The 21,134-nt window shown below is 41.1% G+C and carries 24 protein-coding genes and 1 other annotated feature; of the genes, 15 read left to right on the forward strand and 9 right to left on the reverse strand.

The features are described from left to right. Positions 1 to 33 precede the first annotated feature (33 nt). Entirely contained in the window at positions 34 to 624 is a 591-nt protein-coding gene (locus JK188_RS08830; protein WP_211885306.1) for a metal-dependent hydrolase, read from the reverse strand. A 191-nt stretch (positions 625 to 815) separates the two neighbouring features. Beyond that, complete coding sequence (gene hxpB, locus JK188_RS08835; RefSeq protein ID WP_036950504.1) at positions 816 to 1,481, reverse strand: hexitol phosphatase HxpB; 666 nt, start codon at positions 1,479 to 1,481, stop codon at positions 816 to 818. 302 nt (positions 1,482 to 1,783) lie between these two features. On the opposite strand from hxpB, the gene JK188_RS08840 reads away from it, so the two are divergent. Next, positions 1,784 to 2,323 carry a YniB family protein gene (locus tag JK188_RS08840; protein WP_211885307.1) on the forward strand — a complete coding sequence of 180 codons (540 nt, stop codon included), beginning with the start codon at positions 1,784 to 1,786 and terminating at the stop codon, positions 2,321 to 2,323. Between the two features lie 118 nt (positions 2,324 to 2,441). Here the strand turns inward: JK188_RS08840 and JK188_RS08845 are convergent, their stop codons facing one another. The 5 genes from JK188_RS08845 to JK188_RS08865 form a co-directional block, all read right to left on the reverse strand. Beyond that, positions 2,442 to 3,311 (reverse strand): fructosamine kinase family protein, encoded by an 870-nt coding sequence (locus tag JK188_RS08845; RefSeq protein WP_211885308.1) that lies wholly within the window; start codon positions 3,309 to 3,311, stop codon positions 2,442 to 2,444. Between the two features lie 429 nt (positions 3,312 to 3,740). Then, positions 3,741 to 4,607, reverse strand: a complete 867-nt coding sequence (locus JK188_RS08850) for a metal ABC transporter permease (RefSeq protein WP_154604088.1) — start codon at positions 4,605 to 4,607, stop codon at positions 3,741 to 3,743. After that, positions 4,600 to 5,490, reverse strand: coding sequence for a metal ABC transporter permease (locus JK188_RS08855; RefSeq protein WP_108479029.1), 891 nt, complete (start codon positions 5,488 to 5,490; stop codon positions 4,600 to 4,602). Before JK188_RS08855 ends, JK188_RS08850 begins: the two co-directional genes overlap by 8 nt. After that, positions 5,487 to 6,377 carry a manganese/iron ABC transporter ATP-binding protein gene (locus JK188_RS08860; RefSeq protein WP_211885309.1) on the reverse strand — a complete coding sequence of 297 codons (891 nt, stop codon included), beginning with the start codon at positions 6,375 to 6,377 and terminating at the stop codon, positions 5,487 to 5,489. Before JK188_RS08860 ends, JK188_RS08855 begins: the two co-directional genes overlap by 4 nt. Further along, positions 6,378 to 7,289 carry a metal ABC transporter substrate-binding protein gene (locus JK188_RS08865; protein WP_154604085.1) on the reverse strand — a complete coding sequence of 304 codons (912 nt, stop codon included), beginning with the start codon at positions 7,287 to 7,289 and terminating at the stop codon, positions 6,378 to 6,380. It abuts the gene before it with no gap. 369 nt (positions 7,290 to 7,658) lie between these two features. Here JK188_RS08865 and JK188_RS08870 point away from each other — a divergent pair, with 369 nt between their 5' ends. After that, a complete protein-coding gene (locus tag JK188_RS08870; RefSeq protein WP_211885311.1) occupies positions 7,659 to 8,318 on the forward strand; it encodes a transglycosylase SLT domain-containing protein in 660 nt (219 codons plus the stop codon). On the opposite strand, the gene JK188_RS08875 is transcribed toward JK188_RS08870, so the two are convergent. Then, positions 8,312 to 9,016: a MarC family NAAT transporter gene (locus JK188_RS08875; RefSeq protein ID WP_249215381.1), complete on the reverse strand. Its 705-nt coding sequence runs from the start codon at positions 9,014 to 9,016 to the stop codon at positions 8,312 to 8,314. The genes JK188_RS08870 and JK188_RS08875 overlap by 7 nt on opposite strands. Before the next feature lie 542 nt (positions 9,017 to 9,558). Here JK188_RS08875 and JK188_RS08880 point away from each other — a divergent pair. From JK188_RS08880 to ihfA, 13 genes are all read left to right on the forward strand, one after another. Continuing rightward, positions 9,559 to 9,957, forward strand: coding sequence for a hypothetical protein (locus tag JK188_RS08880; protein ID WP_211885312.1), 399 nt, complete (start codon positions 9,559 to 9,561; stop codon positions 9,955 to 9,957). Positions 9,958 to 10,070: 113 nt separating this feature from the next. Further along, positions 10,071 to 10,520 (forward strand): methyltransferase family protein, encoded by a 450-nt coding sequence (locus JK188_RS08885; RefSeq protein ID WP_211885313.1) that lies wholly within the window; start codon positions 10,071 to 10,073, stop codon positions 10,518 to 10,520. A 182-nt stretch (positions 10,521 to 10,702) separates the two neighbouring features. After that, complete coding sequence (locus JK188_RS08890) at positions 10,703 to 11,065, forward strand: hypothetical protein (RefSeq protein ID WP_211885317.1); 363 nt, start codon at positions 10,703 to 10,705, stop codon at positions 11,063 to 11,065. A gap of 122 nt (positions 11,066 to 11,187) precedes the next feature. Then, entirely contained in the window at positions 11,188 to 11,565 is a 378-nt protein-coding gene (locus JK188_RS08895; RefSeq protein WP_211885319.1) for a hypothetical protein, read from the forward strand. Between the two features lie 257 nt (positions 11,566 to 11,822). After that, a complete protein-coding gene (gene thrS / locus JK188_RS08900; RefSeq protein ID WP_036950480.1) occupies positions 11,823 to 13,751 on the forward strand; it encodes a threonine--tRNA ligase in 1,929 nt (642 codons plus the stop codon). Between the two features lie 3 nt (positions 13,752 to 13,754). Continuing rightward, on the forward strand, positions 13,755 to 14,294 hold the full coding sequence (infC, locus tag JK188_RS08905; protein ID WP_071992134.1) for a translation initiation factor IF-3: 540 nt from the start codon (positions 13,755 to 13,757) through the stop codon (positions 14,292 to 14,294). Between the two features lie 288 nt (positions 14,295 to 14,582). Continuing rightward, on the forward strand, positions 14,583 to 15,122 hold the full coding sequence (infC, locus tag JK188_RS08910) for a translation initiation factor IF-3 (protein ID WP_071992133.1): 540 nt from the start codon (positions 14,583 to 14,585) through the stop codon (positions 15,120 to 15,122). Positions 15,123 to 15,215: 93 nt separating this feature from the next. Further along, positions 15,216 to 15,413 carry a 50S ribosomal protein L35 gene (gene rpmI, locus JK188_RS08915; protein ID WP_004263702.1) on the forward strand — a complete coding sequence of 66 codons (198 nt, stop codon included), beginning with the start codon at positions 15,216 to 15,218 and terminating at the stop codon, positions 15,411 to 15,413. 44 nt (positions 15,414 to 15,457) lie between these two features. Beyond that, complete coding sequence (gene rplT / locus JK188_RS08920) at positions 15,458 to 15,814, forward strand: 50S ribosomal protein L20 (RefSeq protein WP_006659451.1); 357 nt, start codon at positions 15,458 to 15,460, stop codon at positions 15,812 to 15,814. Positions 15,815 to 15,934: 120 nt separating this feature from the next. Continuing rightward, positions 15,935 to 16,065: a sequence feature (Phe leader region), on the forward strand. Further along, entirely contained in the window at positions 15,941 to 15,985 is a 45-nt protein-coding gene (gene pheM, locus JK188_RS08925; RefSeq protein ID WP_126437459.1) for a pheST operon leader peptide PheM, read from the forward strand. (Overlaps the previous feature by 45 nt.) A gap of 119 nt (positions 16,066 to 16,184) precedes the next feature. Beyond that, positions 16,185 to 17,168, forward strand: a complete 984-nt coding sequence (pheS, locus tag JK188_RS08930) for a phenylalanine--tRNA ligase subunit alpha (protein WP_036950469.1) — start codon at positions 16,185 to 16,187, stop codon at positions 17,166 to 17,168. A 14-nt stretch (positions 17,169 to 17,182) separates the two neighbouring features. Beyond that, positions 17,183 to 19,570: a phenylalanine--tRNA ligase subunit beta gene (gene pheT / locus JK188_RS08935; RefSeq protein ID WP_211885321.1), complete on the forward strand. Its 2,388-nt coding sequence runs from the start codon at positions 17,183 to 17,185 to the stop codon at positions 19,568 to 19,570. 4 nt (positions 19,571 to 19,574) lie between these two features. After that, positions 19,575 to 19,871 (forward strand): integration host factor subunit alpha, encoded by a 297-nt coding sequence (ihfA, locus tag JK188_RS08940; RefSeq protein WP_004263721.1) that lies wholly within the window; start codon positions 19,575 to 19,577, stop codon positions 19,869 to 19,871. 73 nt (positions 19,872 to 19,944) lie between these two features. Here the strand turns inward: ihfA and JK188_RS08945 are convergent. Further along, a partial coding sequence (locus JK188_RS08945; RefSeq protein WP_211888636.1) for a RhoGAP domain-containing protein occupies positions 19,945 to 21,134 on the reverse strand: 1,190 nt, incomplete at its 5' end.

The following is a 21,134-nucleotide window of genomic DNA, read 5'->3' on the forward strand; positions in this document are numbered from 1 at the left end:
TTATAATTTAGGTTGATTCATGCTTACAGTATATTACAAAAGTGAGCTTTTTGTCGGTAAGTGTATATTTATCTGATTATTAAAATAATTTAGTGCGTTTTCAATTTGCTGGAACCAATCAGCGGGATGACCAGTTGGAATTAAGACAGCACAGACGGTCAAAAGCACAGCAATAAAGCGTTCCCCGCGTTTACTGAACTTGCCGCGTAAGATAGGAAAACAAAAACGTGTTGGTAGAGGCCATAAAAAAGGAACCCCCGATGGAGTCAGCATATCAGCCACTAAATGGCTCATATAACCTAATAAAAATGCTTGGATAAGATCGCTAGGTAAGTCCCAATAGTGAGGTAGCCATTGGTAGCTGCTGATCAGTAAGATTAGCCAAGCGATCAGGCTGTGAGTGAACCCGCGATGCCCACACAGTTTTGATATAGGTAGTGAAATAATACGAAAAAGCCGCCCGAGGATAGATGAAGGATGGTCAATATCAGGCAATAAGGCACCTAGCAACACTCCTGGCACCATATGCAACCAATCACCCTGAGCGAACTCTGGGGTAATTTGCAATTTATGAGCCATTACAAGTGAGGCGACGGAAAAAAGCAGATGCCCTTCAGCAGTCATGGTGGATAAAATACCATCTGTTTATCTATACAGTAGGCGGGAAGTATAAAGGGTTTGTAGGAAATATGGTAGTGGGAGAGAGTTAAAAAAACTCTTATTTATTAGTTAATAACCGTAGGTTTTTATACTTTTTAAAATTTCCCCTACGTGAAAAACGTAAGGGAAATTGTGTTCGGTTAACTTATTTAAGATTAACGTAAATTTTCTGGGCGTAAATCGTTCAATGAGGCGATTTTAACATCAGCCAAACCCCAGCGTGGGTCATTGAAATGCTTACTATCAGGCACGACGATAGAACGCATTCTTGCCGCTTTTGCAGAAATCATTCCATTAAAGGAGTCTTCTAAAGAAGCACAATGGATAGGCTTGGTGGATAACTCAGCGGCTGCTTTTAAATAAACTTCGGGATGAGGCTTACTTAATGGTAAGTCTGCTGCTGAAACGACGGCAGAAAAATAATGGCGGATATCAAATAAGTTCAGCACTTTTTCTAGCATATAATCTGGAGATGCAGATGCTAAAGCGATTTTTAGGTCCATTGACCGGCACAGTTCAAGAGCATGCTGTACACCTGGCAGTAATGGGCGTTTTTCTTCCACTAAACCAATAACGCGGTCAATAATACGCTGTTTTGTTGCTTCTAAACTACAACCCTGCCAAGGAGATGCGTTGTACCAAAGTTCAACAACGTGATCGATACGTAAACCGAGGGTGTCAGGAAGAGTGTGCTTAATGGATAAATCGACGCCTAACTCTGCAAAAACTTCATCTTCCCCTTGTTCCCAAAAAGGTTCCGAGTCAATCAGCAAACCATCCATGTCAAAGATGACAGATTGGATAGGTAATTTATGATACATAGCAAACTCCATTCATTTAGATACCCGCTTAAAAGAGGGTATGGGGATTGTCGCTGTACTTTAATCACAGTCATTTTGGTTTCTGAAACGATTCTAACAAGCTATGACTTGGGGTTATAGAGATATATGTGCTATCACATGATTTTATTGGAAATTTGAGTTTAGTTACTGATGTGAATTCGATTCAATCTTTGAATAATCCGAAACTCAGTTTTTAACTATCATTTTTTTATAGAAATTTGGAGCCAGCAAATATTATCGGCTATGATTAGCGTAGAAAAAAACTTTAAGGAATAGTTGTAATGAATTACCACAAGGCAAATTCTCTTGCGATTGGCAAACGTATTTTGGGCTGGATCGTATTTTTTGTGGCGTTAATTTCCACATTAACATCGTTAATTAAATTAGCGGCTCTGAAAGGAATTCAAGGCGAAGGAATTAACGCAGTTGCCAATGATTTTGTTAAATTAATGGCGGAGATGACTCGACAAAGTACACCATTTCTCAATGTATTTTGGAATAATTCACCAGTTCCTGAAGTGAGCCATGGTTTTTCAGGTAGCAGCATCGGATTTTTTGTTATTTTTATTTTCATCTTTGTGGGGCTTGCTTTAAGCGCATCAGGCTTACGCATGTATCGACAAATTAAATTCATTCGCGAAAGCATTGAAGATCACGTCATTCTTGAAAATGCAAAAGGCAGTGAAGTGACCAAAGAAGAGTTAGAAGCCAAAGTCACTATTCCTCGACATACTATTTTCAAACAGTTCTTCTTGATGTATTTCTGGCCGATTGTTTTAGGGATCGCCATTTATTTTGCATTGAAACTTCTGAATTGGTAGTTTTTCATCATGTGGGTCATTCCTCGTCATGTTGATGTTTTCCCATCATGAAAAATGCACAGCATCGGTATTTACTCCGCCGCTGTGCATCGCTTATTTCCGTCTATTTGATTCTCAGTTATTCGTCGTCTAATAAATTATCAATAATGCTGCGAGCGTGCAGATAGCTTTGTTCATTACCAAACATGTTGGCTTGATTGAGTAAGAAATAGAGTTGATAGATTGGTTGCCTGTCTAAGAAGCCCGTTGGTAATGGCCAAACACTTTGGTACCCATCAATAATTTGAATCGGAATTTCTTTATATAATGGCAACATGGCGATATCACATTCCCGATCACCCCAATAACAGGCAGGGTCATAGAGTACGCCATCCATTTGGTTGGTGACCGCGCAGTTTGCAGGCCACAGATCCCCATGTAATAAAGAGGGTTGAGGTTGATGGCCGGATAAACGGTGTTTAACAATATCCACGAGTTTTTGAATATCACCAAAAACCATGCCTTTCTCAGATGCAATTTGTAATTGAAGACCAATACGTTTTTCTGCAAAGAATGCATTCCAACGCTTTTCCCACCCATTAGGCTGAATAATGGTACTGAGCATAGTATCAAAATCGAACCCATAGCTAGGCTGTTCTTCCCATTGATGCAATCGCGCCAATTGTTGACCAAAATGCCAGGCATTGGTGCTATCAAAATGTTTTAACGGGAAATATTCGAGGAGAAGAAAGCTGTGGTGCTTGTTGCTACCCAAGCCGTAGACTTTGGGAACGGTGATGGTTTGGCTTTTCGCTAGCATTTCAAGCTGCTCTGCCTCTTGTTTAAAAAGAGGGAGAAACTCGCGGCGATTTTGTTTTACGAACACCGTATGCTCGCCATAATCGATTCTTAAGGTGTGATGAATATCTCCACCAGAAAGAATCACTTTATTTCGCAGCTCTGCCTCACCAAAGTGTTCAATTAATAAACGATTCATCGCTTGCCACATGATCCACCTCGCTGTGATTTGGTCTTCACTCATCCCATACTATAGCGCCAATTTAGGAATTAACAGTGATCATTGTTTAATAATTACGCCTTATTTCGAAATGATTGATGGCTGATTTTGCTCAAGAATTGGGTGAGGATTGCTTTTAACGAAGACAGATGGATATCGCATTTCTTCTTTTATAGAGAGCAAGCTTCAAGATAGTCGAATAGAAAAAAGAAAAAGCTGAATAGGTTTTCACCGTATTCAGCTGAGGTTGATGACAAAGAGGGATAAAAGCGTGGTTTTTCCCTCTTTGTGTTATCAGGCGAAAATCAATAAATTGATTTTCCTCGTTAATTTTACAACCCAAACGAGCCATTTCCAAACCTGATGGGTTTGTCAATGGCCTGAGCTGAATAGGTTTTCACCGTATTCAGCTTTATATCATTAGGCAGTATGCAAATCTTGGCGAGTGGTATGGGATTTGCGGCGCGCGAGGATTAATTTGCTATAGAGCAGGGCGATAACAAAGTAGCCCGCTTGGATCACCACAATGGTTGGGCCCGTTGTCGCATTAATATGGAAGCTGACAATCGTACCGAGTACGCTGGAGGTGACTGAGGCGATAATCGCCACCACCAACATCCAACCAAAGCTCCGACACAGAACAAAGGCGATGATCCCCGGCGAAATCAACATTGCAATCACCAGAATGATCCCGACAGCTTGCAGTGATGCCACGATGGTTAACGCTAATAGCGAAAGTAGTCCGTAATGTAGCCATTTAACCGGCAGGCCGATAACACGCGCTTGGTTTGGGTCAAAGCAATACAGCATAAAATCTTTACGTTTGAGTAAGATAATCGCAATGGTTATCCCTGCAAACAGTAAAATTTGTTTAAATTCTTCGTCGGTGATCCCCAAAATATCCCCGAATAAAATATGAGTAAGATGTTGCTCAGTATCGATTTTTGCGAACATTACTAAGCCGACAGCAAACATACCCGAGAAGACAATACCCATGACGGTGTCTTCTTTTATTCGACTGTTCTCTTTCAAATAACCGGTAGCAACGGCGCAAAATAGCCCCGAAACAAAAGCCCCAATAGCAAGCGGAATGCCAATTAATGATGCGATAATAATTCCGGGTAATACTGCATGGGAGATGGCGTCTCCCATTAATGACCAACCTTTTAAGACTAAAAAGCAGGATAAAATAGCGCAGACGGTTCCCGTAACAATTGCTGTGATCAGGGCTTTTTGCATAAATGGAAATGCAAACGGAGCCATCAGTAAATCCATAAAATCACTCATGGGTGGCTCCTTGTTGTTTACGGTGATGCAAGTCAGCAACTTCACTGCGAGCTTTGCGTCGTGAAGCAAAAAGCCCGTGTTTTGGTGCAAAGAAGAACGCCAGTAAGAAAATTACCGTTTGGAACGTAACAATTAGCCCGCCCGTTGCCCCATTTAAAAAGTAGCTGAGGTAGGCACCAATTGCGCTGGTGGCAGTACCGATAGAGACGGAAATGATCAGCAATGTTTTAAATTTATCTGTCAGTAAATAGGCGGTGGCACCTGGCGTGACCACCATCGCAATGACCAATATTGCCCCAACGGTTTGCAGTGCGGCAACGGTACAAGCGCTTAATAAAGTGAAGAAAATGATTTTTAGGCGTAGTGGGTTTAAGCCAATGGAACGCGCATGGCTTTCGTCAAAAAACACGGCCAGTAAGTCTTTCCATAGGCACATCAGGACAATAAATGAAACGGCAATGATAATCTCGACTTGAAGCACGTCAGCATCGGCGATCCCCAAAATATTACCGAAGATAATACTTTGCACGTTTACTGAGGTTGGGTTCAACGAAACAATTAATAACCCCGCCGCAAAAAAGGTGGAAAAGATAAAGCCGATAACGGCATCTTCCCGTAAGCGGGTGAGATGTTTAACAAATGTCATGGCGAGGGCGGCGAGAATACCCGTAAAAAAAGCCCCCGCAGCGTAAGGTAATCCAAGCGCATAAGCGCCCGCCACACCGGGCACAACAGAGTGGGAGAGGGCATCTCCCATCAACGACCAACCTTTGAGCATTAAATAAGCTGATAAGAAAGCACACACCGCTCCGACGATGGCACTCACCCATATGGCTTTAACCATAAAGTTGTACTCAAAGGGTTGCAGTAACAACTCAATCATTCAGATTCCTTAGGCTGATTCTTTCTAACCGGTGCATCGTGATCGTGACCATAGAAGACGGCGGCACGTTCGTCATCAGTAATCACTGTGACAGAGCGTGGGTCATCATCGTCATGAAGCTCTTGACCAGACAGGTTAATATGGCGCAATACGCCACCAAATGCTTTTTGCAGATTACGCTGGGTAAAGGTAGTTTCCGTTGGACCACTCGCCAGCACAGTGCGGTTTATCAAAATTACATGGTCACAAAATTCAGGCACACTTCCCAAGTTATGGGTTGAGACTAGAATTAAATGCCCTTCATCGCGCAGACTGCGAAGTAGGTCAATAATGGCATTTTCTGTTTTTACATCGACCCCCGTAAAGGGTTCATCGAGTAACAGAACTTTACCTTGCTGGGCGAGGGCGCGAGCCAAAAATACCCGTTTTTTCTGACCGCCGGAAAGCTCACCAATTTGGCGATGTTCCAATCCGGCTAAATCAACACGCTCTAATGCCATTTTTACGGCTTCTTTGTCTTCCTTTTTAGGAATACGAAAGAAGCCCATTTTGCCATAACGCCCCATCATCACCACATCAGAAACTAGCACTGGAAAATTCCAATCCACTTCTTCTGTTTGTGGAACGTAGGCGATAATATTCTCTTTTAATGCCGCTTTAATCGGCTGGTCATTGAGAGTCACACTACCAGACGATGGTGTGACTAATCCCATAATGGTTTTAAACAGTGTTGATTTACCACTTCCATTCACGCCCACAAGGGCGCAAATGGAGCCACCGTGAATATTGAAACTTGCATCATAAATCGCGGTATGACCATTGTTGTAAGTGACAGTTGCGTCATCAACAACCAGAGTCGGATGTTCGAATTGATTTGTATGGCTCATTTACTGTGAAAATCCTTTTGCGATAGTATCGACGGTTGTGTTCAGCAGGTCTATGTAAGTTGGTACAGGGCCTTCAGCGGTTGACAGTGAGTCAACGTATAAGACGCCACCGTATTTTGCGCCAGTTTCTTTACTGACTTGCAGAGCCGGTTTGTCTGAAATGGTACTTTCGCTGAAAACAACGGGAATGTTGTGCTCACGAACCGTATCAATTACTTTTTTAACTTGCATTGGTGAGCCTTGCTCTTCAGCATTGATTGGCCACAAATAGACTTCTTTAAAGCCATAATCTTTAGTGAGGTAGCTAAATGCGCCTTCACTGGTCACTAACCAACGTTTATCTTCAGGAATACGATTTAAACGTTCACGTAAAGGTGCATCAAGCGCGGCGATTTCTTGAGAATATTTTTTAGCGTTTGCATTATAAGTATCGGCGTTTTCTGGGTCATATTTCACCAGTGCTTTACGGATATTTTCGATATAAATTTGTGCGTTAGCAGGTGACATCCAAGCGTGAGGATTCGGATTATCTTTATATTCACCTTCACGGATTGGCATCGGTTCAATGCCTTCAGTGACCACAACCGCAGGCACATCTTTAAGGTTTTCAAAGAAACGCTGGAACCAAACTTCCAGATTCATTCCGTTCCATAAGATAAGGTTAGCATCGTAGGCTTTCATAATATCTTTTGGTGTCGGTTGATAACCGTGGATTTCTGCACCCGGTTTAGTGATGGATTCGACAATTGCGGCATCACCGGCTACATTTTGAGCAATATCTTGTATTATAGTAAATGTGGTGACCACTTTGAATTTTTTAGCCAAAGCAGGTTGGCTGACAAATAAAACGGCAGCTAATGCAATAAATGTGGTACGTAATAGCGTTGATAATCGGAATAAACAGTTTGTCATAAAATAGATCCTAACGTTGGGTCACGAGTTCTATGAACTAAATTAATCTCATTAAATGGTTAATCTAAATAAGTGCGTTATTGGGTTTGAATGTATTTTCTCATTTATATTGACCTATTTGACTCTACAATGAGTATGGTCTTTCGGGCTGATAGTATTTATATCCCAATTGATAATGATTATCAATATCGATTATGAAAAATCCCGTTAAATGGTAAAAGGGGTATTTTTGTAATCGATGAGTTGCTAGTTATCATTATTATTTGACATGACTAAAACACGTCCAGAAGTAAAAGTTAAGTAAAAAATGTATTATTTTTCTAAAGATTAGCTATTCTTTTGGTGTTTTAATTTGCAGAGGATACAACAGTGAAAAAAATGGTCGGCAGTGCGCTTGTACTTTTGCTATTGGCAGGTTGTTCAAGTGATCCTAATAAAACCGTGAACAGAACAAGAATGCTAGATAATCGTAATCAAATGTCAAATACGACAGCCAATACTAGCTATCCACGAACTCCATATGATGAGTTTATTCGTGAGTCCGCGAATCGCTATAGTGTGGATGAAACACTGATCAGAGCCATTATTGAAGTAGAATCTAACTTCCGACCTGAAGTGGTGAGTAAATCTAATGCCATTGGTTTAATGCAAATTAAAGCGTCAACAGCAGGGCGTGATGCATATCGTTATCAAGGACGTTCTGGTGAACCAAGTTCTAACGATTTAAAAGATCCACGTAAAAATATTGATATCGGTACAACCTATATTCGTATTCTCAAAGAGCAGCATTTGGCGGGTATTAGCCACCCGCAAACTATGTATTATGCGACCGTTGTGGCTTACGTGAATGGGGCAGGGGCATTATTAAGAACATTTGATAATGATAAAACTAAAGCTATTGCGATGATAAATAACTTATCACCAGAAGAGTTTTATCAACATGTTCAGTCTAAACACCCCGCGCCACAGGCTCCACGTTATTTGTGGAAAGTTAAAAATGCGTATAATGCATTAGCGGTGAATTACTGATATTCCGTCATTAAGTGTGGGAGTTGCGCGATAATTTCAACGATACCGTTGATGACGAATTGCACTCCCATACAAATTAATAAAAAACCCATTATCCGCCCAATTGCATCAATCCCACTGTTCCCTAGCCATTTCATAATTGACGTCGCGCCCCGTAATCCTATCCAAACGAACACACTGGCTATGAGAAAAACAATAATGGGTGCGACAGTGATAACCCATGGCGCAAAACCAATATCCCCTTGCAAAGAAGCGGTGGAACTAATAATGATCGCGATGGTACCTGGACCTGCGGTACTTGGCATTGCGAGAGGGACGAAAGCAATATTTTGGTTACCTTGACGTTTTTTGGGAACACTTAAATCATCAGTGGCGACATTACTGTTATCTTCACTATTTTCTGAATTAGGAAATAGCATCCCAAAACCAATAAAGACCACAATAAGCCCACCCGCAATACGTAGTCCGGGAATGGAAATTCCGAAGGTGTTCATGACTAATTGGCCAGCATAAAAAGCGACGAGCATGATACAAAAGACATAAATTGCAGCCAGCAGTGATTGGTGGTCACGTTGTTCTTTGGTCATGTTGGCGGAAATACTGAGCATCACGGCAATGGCGGTCAGTGGGTTAGCCAGTGGAAGGAGTAAAACTAAGCCAAGGCCAACGGCTTGAAAAAGTTGTAAAATATCTTGCATGTCGAAAATTACCCTCCAAATTAATCTAGAATGGCTTCTCGTTGGAACTATAACAAACATTGTTACTAATTTGTGGAATCAGAAGGGTATTCTCCCACCAAATTTAGGATAAAGAGATTTTTTTACGTGAAATTGCGTAATGTTTTTACTTAATGAATGACAAAGTTGTTCACATTAACTGTGGATAACATTTCGATTCATGTGTGAATAAGTGTAATTATTCGTTGAATAACAAAGGGGTATGTCACTGGATTAAAAACATTCAATATTTTGAGAAAAAAAAACCTTTTTATGTGAGATAAAAAGGTCAAGGGCATTATTGCTAGAGGGGGTTTATGTTCATTTGTTAGTGAGTATATACAGTGCTATCTGTTTTACTGACAGGTTATGTAAATTCGTTAAAAGATTATTGTCAGGCGATAATCTTATTTCTTGGTAATATAATTGGAATATTCTTTACAAACTCTTTTTTATTTTAAAAACTGCTTTACGGTTTATTGTGTATTCTAAATTTCATGTTAAATAGAATTTTAGGATAGCCAATGAGAAAGTTACTGTCACCATTAGTTACTTCATCAATGTTGCTTGTTTTGGCTATTGCTGCTGTGCTGATCCTGTTCCCACAAACGTGGAAACAATCTATTTTTCCTTCGCTCTCTCAATTATTACCCGCTTCAGTCAATTCCTTTATGGAACAAAACGGATTGACGAATAATGCGTGCGATAGTTTAGAAAGTAATTTAAGAAGCTTTACAGATTATCTGCAAGCAAATGCAGATGTTGTCGAAGTGAAGGGAATGAATGGATTAGAAGAGCAAATTGCTAATATCCAAGCCAGATTAAATAATTTACCCAGCGATGTACGTAATTCAGTATGCGAACAAGAATATGCCAATCTCGAAGGTCTAAAAAGCGTTTTTTCTTTAGGATACCGTTCATAAAATAACAGAGTACTCATTCACACTGTGTTATTGAATATTATTGACATCGGTGCCAATTCTTATCGTTTTATCCATGATATGCTTGCCAGATGAATATCAATTTAGGACCTGTGATGAGCATTTTTAAACTTCCATTTGTGAATTGGTTAGCGCTCAATGGATTTGCTGCTTATTATCTGCATATCAAAGAGGGTTTTTTCTGGAGTTTTTCTGGTTGGATGGGAATTATCGGCATCCTGATTGCCTTAGAGGCTTTCGGCTGGATTGGCGCAAGTTTATATTATTTTTCTCAGCAAAAAACCTCACCAAATCCTATTAGCCCCGCGTCTTCTCTTATTACTCGAGGTCCTTATCGGTTATCTCGGAATCCGCTATACCTTGCTTTTACCTCGATGAGTTTAAGCTTTGCTTTATTTTCGCATTCACCTTATTTCTTGGTGTCAGGCTTGGTTTTCTGGTTAATTACTGATTTGTATACAATTCCTCAAGAAGAAAAATTCTTATCTGAGTGCTTTAAAGAGGAGTGGACTAATTATATTCAGCAAACTCGACGTTGGTTATGATTTACCTTGGTCTAATTCGTTAATTATTCATTTTCAATAAGCGATTTTACCTATTTAATCTTTGGTTATTGTCATTATAATCTATTAATTTAGCTTTTGGTGCGAATTTTGACATTTTTCAAGGCGATTTCCTTTAGCTAAATGTAAACTGGTATAACCCAAGGACTTGTGAGGTTATTGCCGTGAACAAAAAAGTGTTATTAGGTGCTATCGTCTCTTCAGTATTACTGTATTCGGCATCGGCTGCTGCATGCCCTTACTGCAATGGAAACTATGATCACCGCTATCAAAACAATTATCACCAAAACAATTATCGCCAAAACAATGAAATCGCTAAGCTAGCGAAAGAGTTTGATGATAAGCGTTTTGAATTGAATAAGCTGTACGATGCTGGCGCCAAAGATGATGACGCGAAAGTAAAAGCGTTGGTGAAAGAGCTTGATGATTTATCACTGCAACTTCGAAACGAAGAAGACAAACAATATAACCGCCCATATCGTGATGGTGGATGGGGGGGACGCGGTAATCATCGCGGTTGTTGGTAACGTTTTTGTTGTATAAGGCTATTCAAAGTCATGTTGGGTAGCTTTTTTGTCTTTTTTCGCAGGATGATGGAATGGTATTTTTCTCCCCTTAACGATTTATCGTGAAAAAAGTGTGGTGAGAGATGAAAAAAGGAATAATTACAGCGTTATTGGCGCTATCCACTCTTGTATTGCTGGCATCGGGTGCCTCTGCTCGACTTGTTTATACCCCAAATGAAATGAAGGCTATCATCGATAAGCAAGGTGTCCCATATCATGAGGATTGGCATGCTATTTATGCTGATCAGATTAATTTTGAACTCTGTTCAGCCACCGCAGATTTAGTCTATCTTATTAGCGCATCAGAGTATCCCACAACCCTGAATCTTTCATTATCACGTTCAAAATCACGTATTGCATGGTTACCTGAATATGCAGTGAGAACGGATTGTAATGGCTATGGTAATAATATTCTTATTATGTCAGCAGATTACACGTTAATGAGCTCAGAACAGCAGTAATTTTAGCGCTAGAATAATCAACAACTGGCTATCGCCATAAAATATGTCTGTGTTATGATTACGAGTTGAGTTGCTAGCGATGTGCATAATTACGTTATCAATTATATCTGCCTCGGCATATATAATGTGTACATAATTGTGTACCTATCTCGCATAGTGAAGTGAGAAATCGTCAGTAACGTATTGATTTATAAACTTTGGAATAATCAAGCAAGTGATCTTTCGTGTGGGTCACCACTGCTGATAAGGATTTTTTAATGCCTGTTATTACTCTTCCTGATGGAAGTCAGCGTCAATTCGACCATGCAGTTTCTGTCATGGATGTGGCTCGCGATATTGGCGCCGGTCTAGCAAAAGCATGTATAGCTGGTCGTGTTAATGGTGAGCTGGTGGATGCTTGTGAACTGATCGAGCATGACGCAAACCTGTCAATTATCACGAGTAAAGATGATGATGGTCTAGAAATCATTCGTCACTCTTGTGCTCACTTATTAGGTCATGCAATTAAACAATTGTGGCCAAATACCAAAATGGCAATCGGTCCAGTTATCGACAACGGTTTCTATTATGATATTGACCTTGACTATACGCTGACCCAGGAAGATTTGGACAAGCTCGAAAAGCGTATGCTTGAGCTTGCCAAAACAGATTATGACGTGGTTAAAAAACGTGTTTCTTGGGCAGAAGCTCGTGAAACATTCGTAAACCGTGGTGAAGATTATAAAGTTGAAATCTTGGATCAAAATATTAGCCAAGATGATCGCCCAGGTTTATATCACCACCAAGAATATATTGATATGTGTCGCGGTCCACACGTACCAAATATGCGTTTCTGTCACCACTTTAAATTACAAAAAGTGGCAGGGGCATACTGGCGCGGTAACAGCGATAATAAAATGCTGCAACGTATTTACGGTACTGCATGGGCAGATAAAAAGCAGCTTGCTGCGTATCTGCTGCGCTTAGAAGAAGCGGCGAAGCGTGACCACCGTAAAATTGGTAAGCAATTAGATTTATATCATATGCAGGAAGAAGCGCCGGGTATGGCGTTCTGGCATAACGATGGTTGGACAATTTTCCGTGAACTGGAAACCTTTGTACGTACCAAACTGAAATCCTATAATTACCAAGAAGTTAAAGGCCCATTTATGATGGACCGCGTATTGTGGGAAAGAACAGGTCACTGGGAAAACTACAAAGATGCAATGTTCACAACCTCATCTGAGAACCGTGAATATTGTGTTAAACCAATGAACTGCCCAGGTCACGTTCAGATCTTTAACCAAGGGTTAAAATCTTACCGTGATTTACCACTGCGTATGGCGGAATTTGGTAGCTGTCACCGTAATGAGCCATCAGGTGCACTGCATGGTTTAATGCGCGTACGCGGCTTTACCCAAGACGACGCCCATATCTTCTGTACTGAAGATCAAATTCTGGGCGAAGTGACTAGCTGTATTGAGATGATTTATGATGTTTACAGCACTTTCGGTTTCGAAAAAATCGTTGTAAAACTGTCTACTCGTCCTGAAAAACGTATCGGTACAGACGATATGTGGGATACAGCAGAAGCAGACTTAGCCAATGCGCTGAAGTCAAAAGGTATTGAGTTTGAATACCAGCCGGGCGAAGGTGCATTCTACGGCCCGAAAATTGAATTTACACTGTATGACTGCCTTGACCGTGCATGGCAATGCGGTACTGTACAATTAGACTTCTTCTTACCGGGTCGTCTAAATGCTTCTTATGTTGGTGAAAATAATGAGCGTATTACGCCAGTTATGATCCACCGTGCGGTTCTGGGTTCACTAGAGCGCTTCATCGGTATCTTAACGGAAGAATATGCAGGTTTCTTCCCAACATGGTTAGCACCACAACAAGTTGTTGTGATGAACATTACAGATAGTCAAGCAGACTATGTACAAGAATTAGTTAGCAAGCTGCAAAGTGTTGGCATTCGTGCGAAAGCGGACTTACGTAACGAGAAAATCGGCTTTAAGATCCGCGAACACACCCTGCGTCGTGTTCCTTACATGTTGGTTTGTGGTGAGAAAGAAGTTGAATCAGGTAAAGTGTCTGTTCGTACCCGTCGTGGTAAAGATTTAGGCAGCCTTGATGTTAACGAATTCATGACTAAACTACAGGAAGAAATTCGCAGTCGTCAGCTCAATCAGATGGAGGAATAAGGTATTAAAGGCGGAAAAAAACTCCCAACAGCACGTCCGAATCGTATTAACGAAGAGATTCGTGCAACTGAAATCCGTGTTACTGGCATTGACGGTGAACAACTTGGTGTAATGAGTGTGCGTGACGCACTTGCCAAAGCGGAAGAAGCTGGTGTTGATTTAGTTGAAATCAGCCCAAACGCAGAGCCACCAGTTTGTCGAATCATGGATTACGGCAAGTATCTTTATGAGAAGAGTAAATCTCAGAAAGAGCAGAAGAAGAAACAAAAAGTTGTTCAAGTGAAGGAAATTAAATTCCGTCCGGGAACAGATGAAGGGGACTACCAAGTTAAATTACGTAGCCTCATTCGTTTCTTAGAAGATGGTGATAAAGCGAAAATCACACTGCGTTTCCGTGGTCGTGAAATGGCTCACCAACAAATCGGTATGGAAATGCTTAACCGCATCAAGGCTGATTTGGAAGAGCTAGCTGTCGTTGAATCATTCCCTTCACGTATTGAAGGGCGCCAAATGATCATGGTGATGGGACCTAAGAAAAAATAATAGGTCATGATTAAGAACGCGAGTGGGGATTGCACCTCACTCGCGTTTTTTTATTGATAGACCCAGTTATTTACATGATCCTTAGTGAATAATTTGAATATCTGCTTGAGTAATCTCACAATAAGCAGTAAAATCCGCGGTCGAATCGCTTTGTAAAACTCGCCTTGTTCGAGTTAAAGCCAAAAAAAGAATATCGCGTTTGGGTAATAAGTTGTTTAGAAAGACATTACCGAGACGCTTGCTTTAGAGAATGTAGCAAATCTCTTTATCCAGTTGGAGGAATGAAGTATTAAAGGCGGAAAAAGAATCCCATCAACACGACCAAATCGTATTAATGATGAAATTCGTGTTCCTGAAGTCCGTTTAACCGGTTTAGACGGCGAACAGTTAGGCATCATGAGCGCGCGTGAAGCGCTTGAAAAAGCTGAAGAAGCAGGTGTTGACCTCGTAGAAATCAGCCCAAATGCTGAACCGCCAGTTTGTCGTATTATGGATTACGGCAAATTCCTTTATGAGAAGAGCAAATCTCAAAAAGAACAGAAAAAGAAACAAAAAGTTGTTCAGGTGAAGGAAATTAAATTCCGCCCTGGTACAGATGAAGGTGATTATCAGGTCAAACTACGCAACCTGATTCGCTTTCTAGAAGATGGTGATAAAGCAAAAGTAACACTGCGTTTTCGTGGTCGTGAAATGGCTCACCAGCAAATCGGTATGGAAATGCTTAACCGCATCAAATCTGATTTGGAAGAGTTAGCATCTGTTGAATCATTCCCTTCGAAGATTGAAGGGCGTCAAATGATTATGGTGCTGGCACCGAAGAAGAAATAATTAGGCAACCAAGTAATAGTTTCACAGAAATGTGAGTATTATTCGCCTAATTAATTCGTAGTTAATCACAATGCGAAGTTGGAAATAAAAGAAATGCCAAAGATTAAAACTGTACGTGGCGCAGCAAAGCGCTTTAAAAAAACTGCAGGCGGTGGCTTTAAGCGTAAGCATGCAAACCTTCGTCACATTCTGACTAAAAAGTCTACTAAGCGTAAACGCCATTTACGTCCGAAAGGAATGGTATCTAAGGGCGATCTGGGTCTGGTTGTTGCTTGCCTGCCTTACGCATAAGTAAACATTTAGTTAATTAAGAATAAAGACGATAGGAGATAGCTATGGCTCGCGCAAAACGTGGTGTAATCGCACGTGCACGTCACAAAAAAATCATGAAACAGGCGAAAGGTTACTATGGTGCACGTTCACGTGTTTACCGCGTAGCATTTCAAGCGGTAATCAAAGCTGGTCAATATGCTTACCGTGACCGCCGTCAACGTAAACGTCAGTTCCGTCAACTGTGGATCGCGCGTATCAACGCTGCGGCTCGTCAGAACGGCCTGTCTTACAGCCGTTTCATCAATGGCTTGAAAAAAGCTTCAATTGAAATCGACCGTAAGATCTTAGCAGACATCGCAGTTTTCGATAAAGCAGCATTCACTGCTTTAGTTGAAAAAGCAAAAGGCGCTTTAGCTTAATGTTTGCTTGAAGAGAGGAAGGAAACTTCCTCTTTTCATTTATAATATTTGTATTAGAAATCAGCTTGTGTTAATACTTTTAGTCAATATTAGCCACTTTAAACCTGTATTTTTGAGATTCTTTTAATGAACAACGTTATTTTTCGTTTCTTTTTTTACTTTAGCACCTGAATCTCGGGGGTTTTTGCGTATAGCGAGTAGAATAGAAACGAAAAGTTACGCTAAAGCCTCCGTCAGGAGGCTTTTTTGTTTTTGGTTTGATAGAAAATACAGTAAAATCAGTCAGGTATTCACATCTTATTAATATGATTTGTGATGATAAATTTAGTGAATAACTAGCAAAAGACCGAGTGGTCATAAAGGGGAAACAATGCCACATCTCGCTGAATTGGTTGCACAGGCAAAAGCAGCCATTGAACAGGCCCAAGATGTTGCGACGTTAGAGTCAGTGCGTGTTGAATTTTTAGGCAAAAGCGGCCACTTCACACTCCAGATGAAAACGTTGCGTGATCTGCCTGCGGATGAACGCCCAGCAGCAGGGGCTGTGATTAATGAAGCTAAAGTCCAAGTTCAAGATGCACTGAACGCCCGTAAAGACGCAATGCAAGCCGATATTCTGAATGCACGTTTAGCATCAGAAAAAATCGACGTTTCATTACCGGGTCGCCGTATGGAAAATGGTGGATTACACCCAGTAACTCGCACCATTCAGCGAATTGAAGAGTTTTTTGGTGAATTAGGTTTCTCTGTTGAGACAGGGCCTGAAATCGAAGATGACTACCATAACTTTGATGCACTGAATATTCCTGCTCATCACCCAGCGCGTGCTGATCACGATACTTTCTGGTTTGATGCGAAACGTTTATTACGTACCCAAACATCGGGTGTACAGATCCGTACGATGAATGGTCAGCAACCACCTATTCGCATCATTGCGCCAGGTCGCGTTTATCGTAATGACTACGACCAGACTCACACCCCAATGTTCCACCAAACTGAAGGCCTGATTGTTGATAAAGACATTAGCTTTACCAACTTAAAAGGTACACTTCATGACTTCCTGAACAACTTCTTTGAAGAAGAAGTCCAAGTTCGTTTCCGTCCATCCTATTTCCCGTTCACTGAGCCTTCTGCTGAAGTTGATGTTATGGGTAAAAACGGTAAATGGCTGGAAGTATTAGGCTGCGGTATGGTGCACCCTAATGTATTACGCAATGTTGGTATTGACCCTGAGGTCTACTCTGGATTTGCATTTGGTATGGGAATGGAGCGTTTAACCATGTTGCGTTATGGCGTTTCTGACCTTCGTGCATTCTTCGAAAACGATCTTCGTTTCCTCAAACAGTTTAAATAAGGCGGGTCTATCTCATGAAATTCAGTGAACTATGGTTACGCGAATGGGTGAACCCGGCGGTAAGTAGTGAAGAATTATCAGACCAGATCACAATGGCGGGTCTGGAAGTTGATGGTGTTGAAACCGTTGCGGGTCAATTCCACGGCGTTGTTGTGGGTGAAGTTGTTGAATGTGGACAACACCCTAACGCAGATAAATTGCGTGTCACGAAAGTGAATGTTGGCGGCGATCGCTTATTAGATATCGTATGTGGCGCACCAAACTGTCGCCAAGGCCTACGTGTTGCTGTGGCAACCGTCGGCGCTGTATTGCCAGGTGATTTCAAGATTAAAGCTGCGAAATTACGTGGCGAACCGTCTGAAGGCATGCTGTGCTCATACTCTGAGCTAGGTATTTCTGATGATCACAGTGGCATTATTGAGTTACCGCAAGACGCTATTATCGGTACTGACATCCGTGAATACCTAAAATTAGATGATCACGCGATTGAAATCAGCATTACACCAAACCGTGCAGATTGCTTAAGTATCTTAGGTGTAGCGCGTGATGTCGCGGTTATCAATAAATTAGATTTAGTTGAACCTGCAATCAGCCCAGTGGCAAGTACAATTAAAGACACATTCCCAATTCGTGTTGAAGCGCCTGCTGCATGTCCACGTTTCTTAGGTCGTGTTATCAAAGATATCGATGTTAGCGCACCTACGCCAATGTGGATGAAAGAAAAACTGCGTCGTGGCGGTGTTCGTTCCATCGATGCCGTGGTTGATATCACAAACTATGTTCTGTTGGAATTAGGTCAGCCACAACACGCTTATGATTTAGATCGTTTAAATGGCGCAATCGTTGTGCGCATGGCGAAAGATGAAGAGAAGCTAGTCCTGTTAGACGGTACTGAAGCGACTTTGAAATCTGATACGCTGGTTATTGCCGATGAAACTAAAGCTTTGGGTATCGCGGGCATCTTTGGTGGCGAGCACTCAGGTGTTAACACTGAAACCAAAAATATTCTATTAGAGTGTGCATTCTTCGAACCACTGGCTATTACTGGCCGTGCTCGTAATTACGGTCTGCACACTGATGCTTCACACCGTTTTGAACGTGGTGTTGACTCACAACTGCAATTTAAAGCGATGGAGCGTGCTACCGCGTTGATCGTCGAAATTTGTGGTGGCGAAGTTGGCGACATCATTGATGTTTCTAGCGAAGCACATTTACCTAAACAGGCAAATATTAAGCTAACGCGTAAAAAATTAGACCGTTTAATCGGTCATGTGATTGCAGATGAAACTGTGACCGATATTCTGACGCGTTTAGGTTGCCAAGTACAAGTTTCAGCAGATTGCTGGGATGTAGTGGCACCAAGCTGGCGTTTCGATATGCAAATCGAAGAAGATTTAGTTGAAGAAGTCGCTCGCGTATACGGATATAACAATATCCCAGACGTACCACTGCGTGCTGATTTGATTATGACTGATCATAAAGAAGCTAATTTACCGCTGAAACGTATTAAAGCGATGTTAGTTGACCGTGGTTATCAAGAAGCGATTACTTACAGCTTCGTAGACCCTAAAATTCAGAGCCTGTTACACCCGCAGGAAGAAGTGCTTTCCCTGCCAAATCCAATTTCAGCTGACATGTCTGCAATGCGCTTGTCTCTGTTGACTGGTTTATTAGGCACTGTGGTCTATAATCAAAATCGTCAACAAAACAGAATTCGTTTATTTGAGACAGGTCTACGCTTTACGCCTGATAATCAAGCAGAATATGGTATTCGTCAGGAAAACATGCTGGCGGGTGTGATCACGGGCAACAAATTCGATGAACATTGGTCATTAGATAAACAAGTTGTTGACTTCTTTGATTTAAAAGGTGATCTTGAAGCTGTTTTTGAATTGACTGGAAAACTAAATCAAATTACATTTAAATCAGAAGCACATCCAGCACTGCATCCTGGGCAAAGTGCTGGGATTTATCTGGAAAATGAACATATTGGCTTTATCGGTGTTGTTCACCCAGAACTAGAACGTAAACTCGATTTAAATGGTCGTACAGTCGTGTTTGAAGTTCGTACTGATGCAATCGCACAGCGTGTTATTCCAGAAGCGAAAGCGATTTCGCGTTATCCGTCGAACCGTCGTGACATTGCTGTGGTTGTGCCAGAAACTGTAGCAGCTGCCGAAGTTTTAGCAGAATGTAAAAAAGTTGGCATAAATCATATAGTTGGCATAAACTTATTTGATGTGTATTGTGGTGAGGGGATAGCAGAGGGTTATAAGAGTCTCGCTATCAGTCTCGTCTTCCAAGATACCCAGCGTACCATGGAAGAAGAAGAGATTACCGCGACCGTTGATCTGTGTGTTGCTGCGTTAAAACAGCGATTCCAAGCCTCCTTGAGGGACTAAACTTATGGCGCTTACTAAAGCTGAAATGTCAGAAAATTTGTTTGAAAAACTAGGTGTTAGCAAACGTGATGCGAAAGACCTTGTTGAAACTTTCTTTGAAGAGGTTCGCCTTTCCTTAGAAAACGGTGAGCAAGTTAAATTATCTGGATTCGGTAACTTTGATTTACGTGATAAAAATCAACGTCCCGGTCGTAACCCTAAAACTGGGGAAGATATTCCAATCACTGCTCGTCGTGTTGTTACTTTCCGCCCAGGCCAAAAATTAAAAAGCCGTGTGGAAAAAGCAACGCCAAAAGAGTAATCCTATTCTCTGAATAGCAGAGTAATAAAAAAGACCGCCTAGGCGGTCTTTGTTTTTAAGTAAAAGACACTTTTTAAGTACGGTGAAATGGACTTTTCTCTTGGTGGATTAACGCGGCAATATAACTTTCAGCTAGCTTAGTCGCTTCAGCTTCTTTTCGGAGCTCAGTAAGAGAATCCTGGCTATTATGTTGCGGAGTGTTGCTTGTGTTTATCAAGTGCGGCGCGAAAATTACAGCTAAATTTCTGATGGACATTTTATGGGATGCTTCATCATTGGAAATAAGAGCACAAAAGCGAGTAACAAGCTGTAATGTTAATGGTGGTGGTGCCAGGCGATTTAATGCACTGTAGATCCTATTGTCACAGTTTTTTAAAATCGAAAGGGCTCTATTTTTTAATTGTTCATTACTTTTAATTTGTTGGGTCACATCTTCTTTATTTTTTACTGCATCAGCACAGGCTTGTAAGTCATCAAATGAAATATCTGATTTGAAGTCGATGTTGCGCGTTTTTCTGAGTGATTCTCCGGCTATTTTTTTAAACGCGCTGGCTAATGTTGTTAAAGGGTAGTGCTCTAGTTGTGTAAGATGATAATGAGCGCTTTTTGGGTCATTTATCTTATTAACGAGTTCGCTAACGGCATTTTTGCTGCCTTCAGTACGAAATATACCTTCACTTTTTGAATACTCGTTATGCTTAAGAATCATACTACCTAGCAGGTTAATGGCACGGTTTTTCTCTCTATCTATGTCAGAGAGACGATCATAATTATTAATAAGCTCCACATTGCTTTGTTGCAATTTATCGGCTTCTTTTTTTTGTGTTTTTTCTGCTCGCTGGGCTTTATGTCGAGCAATCATGTGTAATGCAGCTGCGCGTGCAGCATCGACTCGAGGATTTCCGGTTAAACCCGCTTTGGGAATGATGTCATCTTGAGGCAATAAATTTTTTGCGGAAGTTTCATCTGCAAAGGAAACCGCGCGTGGTGATGTCCCCTTGTTCTGAAGGCTAGTCATAACAAAGGGTTCATCTGAAACGGTTTTTTTCTTGCTTGCTTGTTTGCTTTGGCAACTAAAAAGTAAAGAGAAAAAGCTAGTAAATGATTGAGTTACTTTTTTTAGCGATGTTTTAAAATGGCCGCTAGCCTTATTCTCAGTTTGGTCAGTCTCTTTTATGTTGTTTGCAGAGAGTTGCGGTTTAGAAAAGAAGCTAACTATGTTTGGTTTCATATGTAAACCTTTATTATGGTTAAGAGTAGAAG

The sequence above is a fragment of the Providencia sp. JGM181 genome, assembly GCF_018257375.1.
Classification (GTDB): domain Bacteria; phylum Pseudomonadota; class Gammaproteobacteria; order Enterobacterales; family Enterobacteriaceae; genus Providencia; species Providencia lanzhouensis.

Bases quoted from the DNA above. Each gene is read 5' to 3' on its own strand.
- JK188_RS08830 (WP_211885306.1), bottom strand. From the start codon at position 624: ATGACTGCTGAAGGGCATCTGCTTTTTTCCGTCGCCTCACTTGTAATG.
- hxpB (WP_036950504.1), bottom strand. From the start codon at position 1,481: ATGTATCATAAATTACCTATCCAATCTGTCATCTTTGACATGGATGGT.
- JK188_RS08840 (WP_211885307.1), top strand. From the start codon at position 1,784: ATGAATTACCACAAGGCAAATTCTCTTGCGATTGGCAAACGTATTTTG.
- JK188_RS08845 (WP_211885308.1), bottom strand. From the start codon at position 3,311: ATGTGGCAAGCGATGAATCGTTTATTAATTGAACACTTTGGTGAGGCA.
- JK188_RS08850 (WP_154604088.1), bottom strand. From the start codon at position 4,607: ATGAGTGATTTTATGGATTTACTGATGGCTCCGTTTGCATTTCCATTT.
- JK188_RS08855 (WP_108479029.1), bottom strand. From the start codon at position 5,490: ATGATTGAGTTGTTACTGCAACCCTTTGAGTACAACTTTATGGTTAAA.
- JK188_RS08860 (WP_211885309.1), bottom strand. From the start codon at position 6,377: ATGAGCCATACAAATCAATTCGAACATCCGACTCTGGTTGTTGATGAC.
- JK188_RS08865 (WP_154604085.1), bottom strand. From the start codon at position 7,289: ATGACAAACTGTTTATTCCGATTATCAACGCTATTACGTACCACATTT.
- JK188_RS08875 (WP_249215381.1), bottom strand. From the start codon at position 9,016: ATGCAAGATATTTTACAACTTTTTCAAGCCGTTGGCCTTGGCTTAGTT.
- JK188_RS08880 (WP_211885312.1), top strand. From the start codon at position 9,559: ATGAGAAAGTTACTGTCACCATTAGTTACTTCATCAATGTTGCTTGTT.
- JK188_RS08885 (WP_211885313.1), top strand. From the start codon at position 10,071: ATGAGCATTTTTAAACTTCCATTTGTGAATTGGTTAGCGCTCAATGGA.
- JK188_RS08895 (WP_211885319.1), top strand. From the start codon at position 11,188: ATGAAAAAAGGAATAATTACAGCGTTATTGGCGCTATCCACTCTTGTA.
- thrS (WP_036950480.1), top strand. From the start codon at position 11,823: ATGCCTGTTATTACTCTTCCTGATGGAAGTCAGCGTCAATTCGACCAT.
- rpmI (WP_004263702.1), top strand. From the start codon at position 15,216: ATGCCAAAGATTAAAACTGTACGTGGCGCAGCAAAGCGCTTTAAAAAA.
- rplT (WP_006659451.1), top strand. From the start codon at position 15,458: ATGGCTCGCGCAAAACGTGGTGTAATCGCACGTGCACGTCACAAAAAA.
- pheS (WP_036950469.1), top strand. From the start codon at position 16,185: ATGCCACATCTCGCTGAATTGGTTGCACAGGCAAAAGCAGCCATTGAA.
- pheT (WP_211885321.1), top strand. From the start codon at position 17,183: ATGAAATTCAGTGAACTATGGTTACGCGAATGGGTGAACCCGGCGGTA.
- ihfA (WP_004263721.1), top strand. From the start codon at position 19,575: ATGGCGCTTACTAAAGCTGAAATGTCAGAAAATTTGTTTGAAAAACTA.